This is a genomic window from Streptomyces sp. NPDC024687, assembly GCF_055559055.1.
Genome location: NZ_JBVHLJ010000005.1, coordinates 210,321 through 224,932 on the forward strand (window position 1 = coordinate 210,321; position 14,612 = coordinate 224,932).

A 14,612-nucleotide genomic window follows, 5' to 3' on the forward strand; every position below is an offset into this window, starting at 1 on the left:
GTGAGCGGAGCCACGGGCGCCGGATCGACCGGAACCTCTACGGGGTCCACCCCCGGCACGGAGGCGGACGGCGGCGGCCGTGGCTCTGCCGCGCGTGCTGCGGAGGCGCGGTCGGCAGAGCCGCACCCAACAGATACGCACACGACCCAACTCAAGGCGATCAAGCCGCCCGCGACGGACTCGCGCTCGCCCGAGACTCATGGCTCCCAGGGGGGACCTGTGACGGACACCCAGCCGCCGGCCCAGCCGACGGCGCCCGCCGCCCCACCGAAGGGGTCGGCCGTACCGCAGCCCCAGCCTTCGCCCTCCCCGCTGCCGGGGGAACGGCAGCCGCAGCAGCAGGCGGGTCCGTACCACCCGCCGCAGGCCTACCCGGCCCAGGCCACCCAGGCCGGCGCCGTACGCCGCCCGCGGACCGGTGCGCGCACCATGCCCCGTACCCGCAAGGCACGGCTGCGGGTGGCCAAGGCCGACCCGTGGTCCGTCATGAAGGTCAGCTTCCTGCTCTCCATCGCGCTCGGCATCTGCACGATCGTCGCGGCCGCCGTGCTGTGGATGGTCATGGACGCGATGGGCGTCTTCTCGACGGTCGGCGGCACCATCGCCGAGGCGACCGGCTCGAACGAGTCGAACGGCTTCGACCTCCAGGCGTTCCTCTCCCTGCCGAACGTCCTGATGTTCACGTCGATCATCGCGGTCATCGACGTCGTCCTCGCGACGGCGCTCGCGACCCTCGGCGCGTTCATCTACAACCTCTCCGCGGGCTTCGTCGGCGGCGTCGAGCTGACGCTGGCCGAGGACGAGTAACACTGCCCCAAACGTGCGGGGGCGGTCCCAGGGGAACCGATTTTGGGACTGCCCACGTCGTGCGCTAATCTTCAGGAGTCAGCGCGCGGGACACACTCTCGCAAAGCGCGGCGGGGCTATAGCTCAGTTGGTTAGAGCGCATCCCTGATAAGGATGAGGCCACAGGTTCAAATCCTGTTAGCCCCACCAGCACAAAACCCTCAGCCGATCATGGTTGGGGGTTTTTGCCATCTACGACTGACATCGGTCCTCGCTGCCGTGTCGGTCGCCTGTCCCCCGGTCTCCTGGGCCAACGGCCTCAGTGAGAAGGTCTGGGCGGATCATCCTCTTGGGTTCTGCGCCGGATGTTCCGTGTGGTGTGGTGTGGTGTGGTTCGGTGTGCTGCTGTGCCGTGTGGTGCTGTGCGCGACGTCGTCACTTCTTCAGCGCTTCTTCGGTGCGTCTCTGCTGCGTCTTCGGTCTTCTCGGGCGGGGTGGCCGTGCCGTCAGGCGCAGTCCGCTCCAGCCCGTTCCGCTGCGTCCACTTCCGTGTCCGGGTCCGCGGCCGTGTCCGTGTCGCCGTGGGAGCGGGGCCGGCAGCTGGGAGTCTTGCCGTGGGCCTCCGCCCGGATGCGCTGCTTCATCGTGGGGGGCAGCGACCTGACGTAGGACCAGAGACCGTGGGACACCGCGGGGGGCTCCGGGCGGGTGGCGGCGCTGTTGCGGGCCGACTGGGTCTGCGGTACGGCAGCGGCGGCGGTCGTCGTGATGAGGCCGAGTGCCGTGAGCAGCGCCAGGAAAGCGGTGATGACGACGGTCCACAGCTTCATGACCTTGTTCCGGGCCATGGTTCCTCACTTTCGGGTCCGGGCGATTTGCGTACTTTCCTCATGATGTGTATGGGCGTCGCGAAATCACGGACCTGAGGCTGTGGCGCGTCGATCTTCAGATGAACACCACACGGATGGGTGTATGAGCGGCCAAAAAGTGGAGAACCGGGGCGATAGAGGCTGAAGTGACCGTCCGTGAGCGTGTGATCGCCATGTGATCAGACGCTGATCGGACGTCCCTGTTCCGCTTCTACTGGGCCGTTCCCGACGGGAGTTGAGGGCCCGGATGCAGGTCACCGATCGGTCTCGGTCGGTGTGTATAGTCGGGCGCCAGAGGTCCCCTACGTCAACGAAAGACGAGGTCGCGCGGTGAAGAAGCTTCTCCTGGTCGCACTGGCCGCCATCGGCGGGCTCCTTGTGTACCGCCAGATCCAGGCGGATCGCGCCGAGCAGGATCTGTGGACGGAGGCGACTGACTCCGTGCCCACGGGTTCGTGAGTTCCGACATCCGATTCTGAGCAGACCCCGGCCGTCGTTGCGGTCGGGGTTTTGTGTTGCCCGGGCTTTCGGACGGTCGTACCGATTACGAGGGTGGGCGGTGGCCGGGCGGGGCAGGATGGGCCACGGCCGGCCAGCTGACGGTCGTAGGAGCTGGGGCGCGGGCACGGAGGGGTGGCGCGGAATGGGGCGGCGTACGGCGTGGTGGCGGATGGCCCTCGTGGGGGCCGTGCTGGGCGCGGTGGCCGGTGCGCCGGGAACTCCGGGCTTCGCGGCCCCGGTCTCTCCCACCACGGTTACCTCTCCCTCCGCATCCGCCTCTCCTTCTTCATCCACATCTGCCTCTCCCTCCTCCTCTGGTACGGCTTCCTCGTACGCCTTCGCCGAAGACGCCCCGTCGGTCACCGGAGCGACGGACACCGCGGACGCCGAGCGCCTCGAACCCGGCACCACGTATCGGAGTTCGCTGCCCAGCGACGGGAAGGTCTACTACCGCCTCGTACTCGACGGCACGTCGACCGTGTACGTCGCCGCGACGGCCGTACCCCCGACGGACGCCGCGGTCACCCCCACGGAAGGCGTCCGGGTGTCCGTGCAGGACGCCGACGGCCGCTCCTGCTCCGCGGCGGACACCGCCAGCATCGGCGCCGGCCGCAGCCCGCGCCCCCTCACCGTGTGGGCCGCACGTCAGCTCCCCTCGAACCGGTCGCTGTGCCGGGGCGCCGGCACGTACTACGTCGTCGTCGAACGGGTACTGCGCACCGAGTCCGCGCCGGGGGACTGGGACCTGGAGCTCGCGCCTGTGTCGGAGCCGCGGCTGCGGAAGGCCGCTTCGACCACCCGTGCGCCCGAGGCCTGGGACTCGGCCACACCCTCACCCCTCGGCGGGGAGGGCATGCGACTGCGGGGCGGCGGGGGCTTCGGCTCGGCGACCGCGCTGAAGCAGGGAGTCTGGCGCGACGAGGTACGCCCCGGACAGACGCTGTTCTACGAGGTGCCGGTCGACTGGGGACAGCAGGTGTACACGACCGCCGACCTGAGCAGCGCGAGCGGTGGCGGGGCCGGCGGTGGCTTTGTGCCGGGGGGCGTGAACCTGGCGCTGTACAACCCCGTGCGCGGACTCGTCGACGACACGAGCATCAGTTACAACGGCAGCCGGAAATCGGGCGCGCTCGCTGCCGTACCGCCGGTCGGGTACGACAACCGGTACGCCGTTTCCGACCGGGCGGGCGGGATGCGGTTCGCCGGGTCCTATTACCTCGTCGTGCATCTCGCCGCGCGGGTGGGCGAGGAGTTCGGGGACGGGCCGTTCGGACTGACGCTGCGAGTGAAGGTGACGGGGACGGCAACGGCCGGGCCCGGCTACGCGGGGCAGTCCGAGCCCTCCGGGCTCTTCCGGGTGGGGCTTCTCGGGCCGGGCTCGGGGGCTGCGGGGTACGCGGGCGCGGGCGACGGGGACGGGAGTGGCGGCGCCGGGATGAAGCTGGTGGCCGCCGGGGGGATCGGGGCGGGGACCTTGCTGTTGGTGGTTCTCGGGGTGTGGGTCGTGGTGGGGCGCCGGAGGGCTGCCGGGGCGTAGGGCCTCTTCCCGTCTCAGACCTGGGTGAGTGCCCAGAACCCCACGGCGTAGCAGACCAGGGCCAGGAGCAGGAGGGGGATCGCCACCTTCGCGGGCGGGCCTGTGCGGCGTGCCCGCGAAAGTCGTGGGGCGGGAGGTGGAACCTGCGGGCTCTGAGCGGTGTACGAAGCAGTAGAGGTGCCAGCGGTGCCGGCGTGCTGCCGGTGCGGTGTCGATGTCGGCGGCTGCGGGGGGAAGGGCAGGACGTGAGTGGAGGGTGTGGGGTCGTAGGGGGAGTGAGCCGCTGGGGTGGCGGGCCAGTGGGGTTGTGCGTGCGCCTGCTGGTGGGGGTGGTGCGGCTGTGCCTGGTGCTCCGGTGGAGTGGAGGGCTGCTGGGAGCGGGAGTCCGTGGGCCGGGGCGGCGGCAGATGGAAGCTGCCGGTGTCCGACACAGGGGGTGGGCTGGTGGGAGCGGGCCATTGGGTTCCGCGGCCTGTGGTGGGGGAGGACGACACGTCGGTACCTGGGGAGGGCAGGGAGTCGGCCTCGCGGGGCCAGGACGGCGGGTCCGCCTGTTCGGGCCATGGCGCCGGGTTCGATTCCCTGGGCCAGGGCGCGGAATTTGTCTCCGCGGGCCAGGGGGGTGTGTGTCCACCCCTTCCTCCAGGCCAGGATTGCTGTCCGTTACCTTCGCCGGGCCAGGAGGGAGCCGGGCCCGGGTCACCGGGCTGGAATGCGCCCTGCCCATTTGCGTCGCCGGATCGGGAGGAAGCGGCGCCCGCGTCGCCGGGCCGCGATCCCACCCCGTTTCCTTCACCGAACCACGAGGGCGCTCCACCCGCCTGACCGGGCCGGGAAGCCACGCCACTGCTCTGGCCGGGCCACGACGGCACCTCGCCGGCACCACCGACCTCCCCACTACTGGCACCGGGCCCGGCCCCAGCACCACCCACCCCTTCGCCGGCCCCCCGCCGGAAGGCCCCCGCATGTCCCCCGCCGCCCCCAACGGAACCCCCGCTTCGGTCACCCGTCCCGAACCGTGCTCCTCCCCCCGCCCCGGACCCCCCGTTCCGTGTCCGGTTCGGGTCGACGCCCGGTGCTCGCTCGAACGGGCCCTCCGGGCCGAACCCGGGCGGCAGCGGGCCCAGTTGGTCGAAGATTTCTATGGACTCGTCATCGGGGCCGGGGTCGGGGAGGAGTTCTCTGGCCGCGGCGAGGGCTTTACGGGCCCCCGTGGCCGTGCGGAAACGGGCCTGGGGGTCCGGTTGGAGGAGGGAGGCCACGACCTGCCAGAGCGGTTCTGGGACGCTCTGGGGCGCGCCGGGGGTGCCGTGGGCGGCGAAGTACTGGATGAGCGCCTTGGCGTCGGGCTTGGCGCCCTCCAGGAGGTACAGCGCGACCAGCCCGACGGCGAACAGGTCGGCGGGGAAGTCCGGTTCCGCGCCCATCATCTGCTCGGGGGAGAGATAACCGGGCGTGCCCACCACGAGGTTGGTCTCGGTCAGGCGGGGTTCGCCCAGCCGCATGGCGATGCCGAAGTCGGACAGCCGCAGCCGCGGCCGAGCGGTACCGGTGGCTTCCAGCAGGATGTTGGCGGGCTTGATGTCACGGTGCACCACACCTTCCGCGTGCACCGCGGCCAGACCGGCGAGGAGCTGGTCGAGCAGGGTGCAGACGAACGCGGGTGGCAGGGGACCGTAGTCCCCGACCAGATGGACCAGCGAGCCGCCGGCGACCAGGTCCATGGTGAACAGGACCTTGTCGTCGTCGGCCGCCCAGCTGGCGGGCGCCAGGACATGGGGGTGGTCGATCCGCAGGGCCTGTTCACGGACGAAGCGCAGCAAGGAGTGGGCGTCGCTCTGCAGCAGGACCTTGGCGGCCACATAACGGCGGCGCCGGTGGTCCCAGGCACGCCAGACGGCGCCGACGCCTCCGCGTCCGATCGGATCGGCCAGCTCGTACCGGCCGGCGAACACCTCACCCATGACTGCGCGTCGCTCCTCCCCCTGCGGCTACCCCCCTTGCTTCCCCCTCGATGAGCGATACGACCCCTCGTGGCCTCCCGGATGAGAGATACGGCCCCGTGTTCCTCGTCTCCTCGGCGGCTGACACACCCCCGCGTGTCAGCCCCCGGCGAGGAGCGCGACCCCCTCGCGCCCCTCCGTGCCGCCTGCACACCCCCCCGGCCCGGCCGCCGAACCCCTTCGGCCACCGGACGGACGGCTCAGTTCTGGTGGGACTGGTAGTGCGTGACCGCGTCGGACGTACGGCCGGCCCCGTAGACCCGGAGGAACTCTGCCAGCTCCGGATGGGTCGGCGCGAGAGTGTCAGCCGCGTCGATGATGTCTCCCGCGGCGGCCACCGAGCGCAGCAACGACTGGATCTCGCGGACGACCCGCTTGACCGTCGGCGCGCCCGAACTGCTCGTCGTGGCCGTGGTGTTGCTGAGCACCGAACCCCCCTGCGACTTCTTGATCTCGTCCATGCGCTCGGTCGCCTCGGCCGCGCTCACGCTGCCGTCCGCGACCTGCCCCGCCAGATCCTGCAGCAACTGCACCCGCTGGACCACGGCGGGATTGCCGATCTTCGCCCGCTGACCACTCATCAGCTGGGACAGCATCGGAGCCGACAGTCCCAGCACCCCCGCGAGACGAGCCTGGTTGAGGCCAAGGTCATCTATGAGCTTACGGAAGAGCGCCCCCAGCGGCTCCCCATACCAGTTCCGCTGCAATTCCCGCGCTCTTGCGGTCGCTTCCTGCTGTGCGGCGTCCATGTGCGTCTCCCCATCGCTTCCCCAAAAAACCGTGGTTCGCGACAGCGAACCACGCCGAGCATCCTACGGAGAGTGGTCGTTCGCGGGGACCCCCAATCCTTTTTGCGGAATACCCCGGGTGACCCGGTACTCTGGTCTGCGACGCCCACCGGCACGTGGTTCCTCCGGCGGACGTTCCTCTTCCCGGGGCCTTAGCTCAGTTGGTAGAGCGCTGTCTTTGCATGGCAGATGTCAGGGGTTCGACTCCCCTAGGCTCCACACCAGAAAACCCCTCCGACCTGCGAATACGCGGGCGGAGGGGTTTTTCGTGCGCACCGGCAACCCCGGCCGGATCAGCTTCGACGCGTGCTGCAAGCCGCCGGGTCACACACCGCGCACCCGCCCGACCCCCGCCGCCGTACCGGCCTACCTCATCAGCGACCGGTACACCGCGGACGACCGCGGATGCGTCCGGCAGCCCCACACGCCGTGCGGGCAGTAGTCGGTGATGGCCTGGTAGAGCGGGCGCTGCCGGGCGAACCAGGTGAGCATGCCGCGCATGTACGCCGGGTCGTCGCCGTTCTCGTACAGACCCCACTCCTGGTACGAGAAGGGTTTGCCGTGGGCGCGGGCGAAGCGGACATGGGCGCGCAGACCGTACGGCTCGCTCACCTGCTCGGTGAAACGCAGCCCGCGCGGGGCGTCGTAGGCATCCATCCCGATGATGTCGACGACCTCATCGCCCGGATAGCAGCGCGGCCACGGGATCGCGTCACGGCCACGGTTGGGCGTGAACTCGAAGCGGAAACGCTGACCGGGCACCGAGCGCATCGCGCGCACGATCCTCGCCCAGTACCTCTTCCACGCGGCCGGGTCCGGGCCGCAGCGGTGGCTGTACGTGGTGCCGTTCATCTCCCAGCCGAGGACCACGATCGTGTCCGGGACGCCGAGAGCCGTCAACCGCCGCGCCAGCGCGCGGAAATGACCTTCGTAGTCACCGCGTGCCCCACGCCGAAGCTGCTCACGGACCGCACGGTCGGGCAGGTGGGCCTCCGCGCGTTCCAGCATCGGCACGTTCAGGACGAACATCCGCCGCGCACCGGCCCGGCGCCACGCCGCCCACGACTCCAGATAACCCGGCGCTCCCTCGATGTTGCTCCAGCGGTCGCCCGGCAGATACACGTGCCCCACCCGGGGCGCGGGCCCACCGAGCCAGGCACCGAGCACGCCCAGCCGTCCCACGTCAGCCGGCTCATAGCCGACGTACGCGCCGTACGCGGAAGCCGCCGCGGGCTCGGGGGCACGCGTGGTGCAGGCCGAGGCCAGGAGCAGCAGTACGGCGGTCAGGGCGAGCGGCCCGCGGCGTAAGAGCTTCATCAGGAGCAGCGGTCCGTCCGGTGCGAAGACAGGTCTCCGCGACTGTGACGCATGGGGGCCCCGCCGCGCCGCTCCCGCCACACCGTCGGGTGAACACGACGGTGGGGCGGAGAAACTCCGCCCCACCACTGGTACACGCCGGCGAAAACCGGCGTCAGCGCCCTTCGTCGTGCTGCGCGGCGTCCTCCTCGGCCTCCTTCGCCTGAACCTCAGGGTCCAGGACGGACTGACCGCTGCCGTCCACGGACGTCAGCCGGCCCGTCTCGGACACCTCGGTCGCGGCGGGCGGCTCGACCAGCCAGTCGGGATTGGCCTGCTTGTCCCACCACTTCCAGGCGGCGTAAGCACCTCCCGTCACGAGGCCCGCGACCGCCAACGCCTTGGCGAGCCGTCCTGCACGGGCCCGCCGCTCGTGCTTGCGGATCAGCTTCTGGACCTCCTTGGGAGAGACCTGGCCACGCAGCGCGGCCAGTGCGGCCGCGCTCCGGGCTGTGGCCTCCCCGGCGACCGGGCCGGCCGCGGCGACGGCCTGCTCGATCTTCGGGCGGGAATAGTCGGCGGCCTGCCGAGCTGCCTGGCGCGTGCGTACGGCGGCCTGGTCGACCTTCGGCGGAACATGCGTACGGGCCTGCTCCAGGCGCGGCGCGAGATGAGCGCCGTACTGGACACGCGCCTGCTCGGCCGCCTGCGAGACCTTCGGCGCGAGCCGTACGCGTGCCTCGGTCGCGTAGTGCGAGGCCTTGTCCTTGGCCGTGTCGGCGTAGGGCGCCACCACTTCCGCGGCGTGCAGCACGCTGTCCTTTGCCGAGCCGGTCGCGGCGCGCACGCTGTCGATGCGGGTCACGGGATCCTCCTCCTCGGTGGCGTATGGTATTTCGACTTTCCACCCTTTTACGGATCATGCCTGCCGGAGTGCAGCCCGGCACCTGAGGGCGGGCATCCGGATCAATAACGGATGAATAGGTGGCAACAGGAGCTTGCCGACGACAATGCCACGGATCGCCGCCGAGCGCCCCTGCCCGACCGATCCTCGGCCGGATCCGTGCGAGGATCGGTCGGGCACAAGCAGACAACGGAAGGCAGATCGTGGCCGAGCAGCTTTACGCCACCCTGAAGACCAACCACGGCGACATCGAAGTCCGGCTTCTGCCGAACCACGCCCCGAAGACGGTCAGGAACTTCGTCGAACTCGCCCAGGGCGAGCGCGAGTGGACGCACCCCGGCACCGGGGAGAAGTCCACCAAGAGGCTCTACGACGGCACGATCTTCCACCGCGTCATCAGCGGCTTCATGATCCAGGGCGGCGACCCGCTGGGCACCGGCATCGGCGGCCCGGGTTACGAGTTCGAGGACGAGTTCCACCCTGACCTCGGCTTCAACAAGCCCTACCTGCTCGCCATGGCCAACGCCGGCCCCGGCACCAACGGCTCGCAGTTCTTCATCACCGTCTCCCCGACGGCCTGGCTGAACCGCAAGCACACCATCTTCGGCGAGGTCACGGACCCGGCCAGCCAGAAGGTCGTCGACGCCATCGCCGGCGTCAAGACCACCCGCCCCAACGACCGCCCGGTCAACGACGTCGTCATCGAGCAGGTCGTCGTGGAGACCCGCCAGGGCTGAGCCCCGGCAACCTCCGCCAAGGGAACCAAACGCCCCGCTCAACCGTAAGGATGAGCGGGGCGGTGCATGTGGGCACGACGACCCAGGGCGATGTCGGGCAACTTCGGGCGACTTAGGGGATGGCATGAATCAGGAGGCGGGCAGTACGCCAGAGGCCCAGAACCTGCCTGGCTGCTACCGGCACCCGGACCGTGAGACCGGCATCCGCTGCACCCGCTGCGAACGCCCGATCTGCCCCGAGTGCATGGTCAGCGCCTCCGTCGGCTTCCAGTGCCCCGAGTGCGTCCGCGACGGGGGCGGCAGCGGACCGGCTCCGGCCGCGGCACGACCCCGTACCCTCGCCGGCGGGACGGTAACGGCCGATCCCCGGCTGTTCACGAAGATCCTCATCGGGATCAACGTCGCGGTGTTCATCGCCATCCAGGCCAAGGAGCCCCTGGCGACGGACCTCAGCCTCGTCGGTGCCTGGCCGCCGGCGCCCTTCCAGCCCACCGAAGGTGTCGCGGACGGGCAGTATTACCGCCTGGTGACCTCGATGTTCGCCCACCAGGAGATCTGGCACATCGGCTTCAACATGCTGAGCCTGTGGTGGTTCGGCGGTCCCCTCGAAGCCGCCCTGGGCCGGGCCCGCTATCTCGCGGTCTACTTCGTCTCCGGTCTCGCGGGCAGCGCGCTGGCCTATCTGCTGACCTCCCCGAGCACGGCCACACTCGGCGCCTCCGGTGCCATCTTCGGCCTCATCGGTGCCAACGCGATCCTGATGAGACGGCTCAACTACGACCTCCGGCCGATCATCGCGCTCCTGGTGATCAACCTGATCTTCACCTTCAGCTGGAGCGGCATCTCCTGGCAGGCCCACATCGGTGGCCTGGTCGCCGGGGTCATCACGGGCTACGGCATGGTCCACGCCCCACGCGAGCGGCGGACGCTGGTGCAGTACGGCACCTGTGGGCTGGTTCTGCTGGTCGTCGTGGCCATGATCGTGATCAGGACCGCCCAGCTGACCTGACGGGCCCGCGCGACCCCTCTGAGCGGCCCGTTTTCCACAGCGAGTACCGGATCTTGTGCATAGAGTGCGGGAACAGCTGTGCCCCCTGTCGCTGGCCTGTGTTTATGCAGGTCAGGAAGGGGGCGAACAGGCTTACGGGCGCTGATGGGATGGTCGTACCGGCGTCAACGTCCGATGGGTTATCCACAGATCGTCGTCTTTTCCCCAGGTCCTGTGGATATTGCTTCAGGCTGTGGATAACTCAGCGGATAGCCCTGGGGAGAGCTACTTCCACTGGGTGGAGACGCCGAATCCGGCGGCGATGAAACCGAAGCCCACCACGATGTTCCAGTTGTCCAGAGCGTCGATGGGGAGCGAGCCGTCCGTCACATAGAAGACGACGATCCAGGCCAACCCGATGAGGAACATGGCCAGCATCACAGGGGCGACCCAGGCGCGGCTGTTCAGTTTGATGGCGGTCGCCTGCTTCGCCGGGGGCGGCGTGTAGTCGGCCTTCTTGCGGATACGTGACTTCGGCACGAGGGTCTCTCCTGTCGATGCGCTGCGTGGCCGCGCAGGTAACTGGTCGGGCTCCGGGCAGCGTACAAGGGGACTCTTAGCGCTCCCCCGGGCGTCCGTTAGCGTAGTGCTTCCGCGGCGCTGAAGGAGATAAGGGTACGTTGAGCAATTCTGCCGACTCCCCCCAGTCCGGATCCAGTCCTGTCCGCAGGCGAGATTTCCGGCCGGTGCGGGTGCTCACCGTGGCCGTCTTCGCTCTCGCGGGACTCATCTTCTTCACGAGTTTCAACACGGCCAAGGGCACCGACATCCGCACGGACGCCTCCATGCTCAAGCTCTCGGACCTCATCCAGGAGCGGAGCCGCAACAACGGCGAGCTCGACGAGTCGAACGGCTCGCTGCGCCGGGACGTCGAGTCGCTCGCCGAGCGCGACGACGGCAGCACCAAGGCCGAGGACGACAAGCTCGCCGCCCTGGAGGAGCGGGCAGGCACCCAGAAGCTCAAGGGGAAGGCGGTCACGGTCACGCTCGACGACGCCCCGCCGAACGCGACCGCCAAGCTCCCCGGCTACCCCGAGCCGCAGCCCGACTACCTGGTCATCCACCAGCAGGATCTGCAGGCCGTGGTCAACGCCCTGTGGAAGGGCGGCGCCCAGGGGATCAAGGTCATGGACCAGCGGCTGATCTCCACCAGCGCCGTGCGCTGTGTCGGCAACACCCTGATCCTCCAGGGCCGCGTCTACTCGCCGCCGTACAAGATCCAGGCGGTCGGTGACCCCGGGAAGCTGAAGCAGGCGCTCGCGGACTCCAAGGCGATCCAGAACTACATGGTCTACGTCAATGTCTACGGGCTCGGCTGGAATGTGGCCGACGACGGCACGGTGACTCTTCCCGGCTACTCGGGCACAGTGGATCTGCAGTACGCCAAGCCCGTGGAGTGAGCACGGTGTGAGCCCCTGGAGCCGCCGGTGCGTGTCGTCGTCAGGACCGTCAGCGAGCTGTGCATCACCGTTGGCGCCCTGATCGTGCTGTTCGTCGTCTATGTGCTGTTCTGGACCGGTGTGAAGGCCGACACCGTCATGGACGACCAGATCGACCAGTTGCAGAACCAGTGGTCGCAGGGGAGCGTGCGGCAGCCGAAGGTGACGGCCGGGCCGTCGGCCTCCCCTGCGGATCCGGTGCCGTACCGGAGCGGGAAGCCCTTCGCGATCATGTACATCCCCCGGCTTGGTTTCACGTGGAACAAGCCCGTGCTCGAAGGCACCGAGGTCAACACCCTGAAGAAGGGTCTCGGGCACTACGCGAACACCGCGCAGCTCGGACAGCAGGGCAACTTCTCGGTCGCCGGGCATCGGCGCACCTACGGGGATCCCTTCAAGGACTTTCCGCGGCTGCGGCGAGGTGACGCGGTGGTCCTGACGGACGGAACGACCTGGTTCACGTATCGGATCGACAAAGGGCCCTACAAAACAGTGCCCACCGACATTGAGGTGATCGATCCTGTGCCACGTAAATCCGGGTACACGCGGCCTGGCCGCTATCTCACGCTGACCACGTGCGATCCGGAGTGGGGACACAGTCACCGGCTGATCGTCTGGGCACACCTGGACTCCACACAGCCTGTGGAGGACGGCAAGCCGGTTGCCCTGCGCCGTTAGTCTGGTGCGGTACGGCGTGTGTGTGGATGCCGTGGTGCGACGGAAGGGACGGCATGTACGGCTGGATCTGGCGGCATCTGCCGGGGAACGCATGGGTGCGGGCGCTGCTCTCGCTCGTGCTGGTCGTTGCTGTGGTCTACGTCCTGTTCCAGTACGTGTTCCCGTGGGCCGAACCGCTGCTGCCCTTCAACGATGTGACGGTGGACAACCAGTGAGCGCGCGCATTCTCGTCGTCGACAACTACGACAGCTTCGTCTTCAACCTCGTTCAGTACCTGTATCAGCTGGGTGCGGAGTGCGAGGTGCTGCGCAACGACGAGGTGTCGACGGCGCACGCCCAGGACGGCTTCGACGGCGTCCTGCTGTCGCCCGGACCCGGTACGCCGGAGGAGGCCGGGGTCTGCATCGAGATGGTGCGTCACTGTGCCGCGACCGGGGTGCCGGTCTTCGGTGTCTGTCTCGGGATGCAGTCGATGCAGGTGGCGTACGGCGGTGTCGTGGACCGCGCGCCCGAGCTGCTGCACGGCAAGACGTCGTTGGTCGAGCACGAGGGCCGTGGGGTCTTCGCCGGGCTGCCCACGCCCTTCACGGCGACGCGTTACCACTCGCTGGCCGCGGAGCCGGCGACGGTCCCGGCCGAGCTGGAGGTCACCGCGCGGACGCACGACGGGATCGTGATGGGGCTCAGGCACCGTGAACTCCCGGTCGAGGGCGTGCAGTTCCACCCGGAGTCGGTGCTGACGGAACACGGTCATCTGATGCTGGCCAACTGGCTGGTGGAGTGCGGGGACCAGGGCGCGGTGGCGAGGTCGGTGGGGCTCGCCCCGGTGGTGGGTAGGGCCACGGCGTGACGGCCCTGCGCCCCGAGCGCGAGGACTTGTACGGCGACGCGTCGTACGAGTCCTACGGTGGCGATCCCTATCGCGGGGAGTCCTTCGCCGGTGGTTCGTCTGGTTCGTCTGGTTCGTCTGCCCAGGAGCCCTACGGTCAGGAGTCCTACGGTCAGGAGTCCTACGCCCAGGAGTCGTTCGGGGAGGCGTCCTCGGGTGGGGCGTCGGTGCCCTATGTCCCGCCGGCCGACGACGAGACGGTGGCGTTGCGGATCCCCGATCCGCCGCCGCCCTCCATATCCGCCTCTGCGGCCTCTTCCGTCACATCCGCCACTGGATCCCCGCAGGGCGGCCGTGCGGCCCGCAGAAAGGCCGCCAAGCGCCGTCACGGGCGTCATGGCGGTACGGCTGCCCCCGACGCGCAGCCGGAGCAGGGCGCGTCGGACTCGCCGCACTCGCCGGAGGGCAAGCCGCTCTCCCGCATCGAGGCCCGTAAGCAGGCGAAGGCCCGCAAACCCGGTGCGGCCGTGGTCGCGAGCCGGGCGATCGGCGAGGTGTTCATCACCACCGGTGTGCTGATGCTGCTGTTCGTCAGCTACCAGCTGTGGTGGACCAACGTCCGGGCGCACGCGCAGGCGGACAAGGAGGCGAGCAGCCTCCAGAACGACTGGGCCAGCGGGAAGGGCGCCCCGGGCACCTTCGAGCCGGGTCAGGGCTTCGCCTTGCTGCACATTCCCAAGCTGGACGTGGTGGTGCCGATAGCCGAGGGCGTCAGCAACAAGAAGGTGCTCGACAAGGGCATGGTCGGGCACTACAGCGAGGGCGCGCTGAAGACGGCGATGCCCGACGCGAAGACCGGCAACTTCGCCCTGGCCGGGCACCGCAACACACACGGCGAGCCCTTCCGTTACATCAACAGGCTCAGCCCGGGTGACGCGATCGTCGTCGAGACGCAGGACGACTACTTCGTCTACAAGATGACGTCGACGCTTCCGGTGACGTCCCCGAGCAACACGAGCGTGATCGACCCCGTCCCCAAGGGATCCGGTTTCACCACGGCCGGCCGCTACATCACCCTCACCACCTGCACGCCGGAGTTCACCAGCAAGTACCGGTTGATCGTCTGGGGCAAGATGGTCGAGGAACGGCCGCGCAGCAAGGGCAAGCCGGATGCGCTCGTCCAGTAAGGGCAGATGA

The 14,612-nt window shown here is 69.1% G+C and carries 16 protein-coding genes and 2 tRNA genes; 12 read left to right on the forward strand and 6 right to left on the reverse strand.

Annotation, left to right across the window (positions count from 1 at the left end; genetic code table 11):
* Both ACZ39I_RS21070 and ACZ39I_RS21075 read left to right on the forward strand, forming a co-directional pair.
* Positions 1-807, forward strand: a complete 807-nt coding sequence (locus ACZ39I_RS21070) for a DUF3566 domain-containing protein (protein WP_467245870.1) — start codon at positions 1-3, stop codon at positions 805-807.
* 112 nt (positions 808-919) lie between these two features.
* Positions 920-996 (forward strand) — tRNA-Ile (locus ACZ39I_RS21075).
* Between the two features lie 296 nt (positions 997-1,292).
* On the opposite strand, the gene ACZ39I_RS21080 is transcribed toward ACZ39I_RS21075, so the two are convergent.
* Positions 1,293-1,634 (reverse strand): DUF6344 domain-containing protein, encoded by a 342-nt coding sequence (locus tag ACZ39I_RS21080; protein WP_467245871.1) that lies wholly within the window; start codon positions 1,632-1,634, stop codon positions 1,293-1,295.
* A 351-nt stretch (positions 1,635-1,985) separates the two neighbouring features.
* Between ACZ39I_RS21080 and ACZ39I_RS21085 the strand changes: the two genes are divergently transcribed.
* Together ACZ39I_RS21085 and ACZ39I_RS21090 are read left to right on the forward strand one after the other, a co-directional pair.
* Positions 1,986-2,114 (forward strand): DLW-39 family protein, encoded by a 129-nt coding sequence (locus ACZ39I_RS21085; RefSeq protein ID WP_003999697.1) that lies wholly within the window; start codon positions 1,986-1,988, stop codon positions 2,112-2,114.
* Between the two features lie 184 nt (positions 2,115-2,298).
* On the forward strand, positions 2,299-3,693 hold the full coding sequence (locus ACZ39I_RS21090; RefSeq protein WP_467245872.1) for a hypothetical protein: 1,395 nt from the start codon (positions 2,299-2,301) through the stop codon (positions 3,691-3,693).
* Positions 3,694-3,707: 14 nt separating this feature from the next.
* Here the strand turns inward: ACZ39I_RS21090 and ACZ39I_RS21095 are convergent, their stop codons facing one another.
* Together ACZ39I_RS21095 and ACZ39I_RS21100 are read right to left on the reverse strand one after the other, a co-directional pair.
* A complete protein-coding gene (locus ACZ39I_RS21095; protein WP_467245873.1) occupies positions 3,708-5,657 on the reverse strand; it encodes a serine/threonine-protein kinase in 1,950 nt (649 codons plus the stop codon).
* A 239-nt stretch (positions 5,658-5,896) separates the two neighbouring features.
* Complete coding sequence (locus ACZ39I_RS21100; RefSeq protein ID WP_352387221.1) at positions 5,897-6,445, reverse strand: helix-turn-helix domain-containing protein; 549 nt, start codon at positions 6,443-6,445, stop codon at positions 5,897-5,899.
* Positions 6,446-6,630: 185 nt separating this feature from the next.
* On the opposite strand from ACZ39I_RS21100, the gene ACZ39I_RS21105 reads away from it, so the two are divergent.
* Positions 6,631-6,703: transfer RNA gene (locus tag ACZ39I_RS21105), tRNA-Ala, on the forward strand.
* Positions 6,704-6,850: 147 nt separating this feature from the next.
* Here ACZ39I_RS21105 and ACZ39I_RS21110 read toward each other — a convergent pair.
* Both ACZ39I_RS21110 and ACZ39I_RS21115 read right to left on the reverse strand, forming a co-directional pair.
* A complete protein-coding gene (locus ACZ39I_RS21110) occupies positions 6,851-7,801 on the reverse strand; it encodes a glycoside hydrolase family 26 protein (RefSeq protein WP_467245874.1) in 951 nt (316 codons plus the stop codon).
* Positions 7,802-7,955: 154 nt separating this feature from the next.
* A complete protein-coding gene (locus tag ACZ39I_RS21115; protein ID WP_467245875.1) occupies positions 7,956-8,645 on the reverse strand; it encodes a DUF5324 family protein in 690 nt (229 codons plus the stop codon).
* A 242-nt stretch (positions 8,646-8,887) separates the two neighbouring features.
* Between ACZ39I_RS21115 and ACZ39I_RS21120 the strand changes: the two genes are divergently transcribed.
* Entirely contained in the window at positions 8,888-9,421 is a 534-nt protein-coding gene (locus ACZ39I_RS21120) for a peptidylprolyl isomerase (RefSeq protein WP_280850479.1), read from the forward strand.
* 124 nt (positions 9,422-9,545) lie between these two features.
* A complete protein-coding gene (locus ACZ39I_RS21125) occupies positions 9,546-10,430 on the forward strand; it encodes a rhomboid family intramembrane serine protease (protein WP_467245876.1) in 885 nt (294 codons plus the stop codon).
* A 264-nt stretch (positions 10,431-10,694) separates the two neighbouring features.
* Here ACZ39I_RS21125 and crgA read toward each other — a convergent pair whose 3' ends face one another.
* A complete protein-coding gene (crgA, locus tag ACZ39I_RS21130) occupies positions 10,695-10,949 on the reverse strand; it encodes a cell division protein CrgA (RefSeq protein ID WP_020119474.1) in 255 nt (84 codons plus the stop codon).
* A gap of 140 nt (positions 10,950-11,089) precedes the next feature.
* On the opposite strand from crgA, the gene ACZ39I_RS21135 reads away from it, so the two are divergent.
* Genes ACZ39I_RS21135 through ACZ39I_RS21155 form a run of 5 tightly spaced genes read left to right on the forward strand, consistent with a single transcriptional unit; the run spans position 11,090 to position 14,602 of the window.
* Positions 11,090-11,869 (forward strand): DUF881 domain-containing protein, encoded by a 780-nt coding sequence (locus ACZ39I_RS21135; protein WP_352387231.1) that lies wholly within the window; start codon positions 11,090-11,092, stop codon positions 11,867-11,869.
* Positions 11,870-11,896: 27 nt separating this feature from the next.
* Positions 11,897-12,586, forward strand: a complete 690-nt coding sequence (locus ACZ39I_RS21140; protein WP_467245877.1) for a class E sortase — start codon at positions 11,897-11,899, stop codon at positions 12,584-12,586.
* A 26-nt stretch (positions 12,587-12,612) separates the two neighbouring features.
* Positions 12,613-12,801, forward strand: coding sequence for a hypothetical protein (locus ACZ39I_RS21145; protein ID WP_467245878.1), 189 nt, complete (start codon positions 12,613-12,615; stop codon positions 12,799-12,801).
* A complete protein-coding gene (locus ACZ39I_RS21150) occupies positions 12,798-13,436 on the forward strand; it encodes an aminodeoxychorismate/anthranilate synthase component II (protein ID WP_352387237.1) in 639 nt (212 codons plus the stop codon). Before ACZ39I_RS21145 ends, ACZ39I_RS21150 begins: the two co-directional genes overlap by 4 nt.
* A complete protein-coding gene (locus ACZ39I_RS21155) occupies positions 13,433-14,602 on the forward strand; it encodes a class E sortase (RefSeq protein ID WP_467245879.1) in 1,170 nt (389 codons plus the stop codon). The genes ACZ39I_RS21150 and ACZ39I_RS21155 overlap by 4 nt, the downstream gene beginning before the upstream one ends.
* The last annotated feature ends 10 nt before the right edge of the window (positions 14,603-14,612 follow it).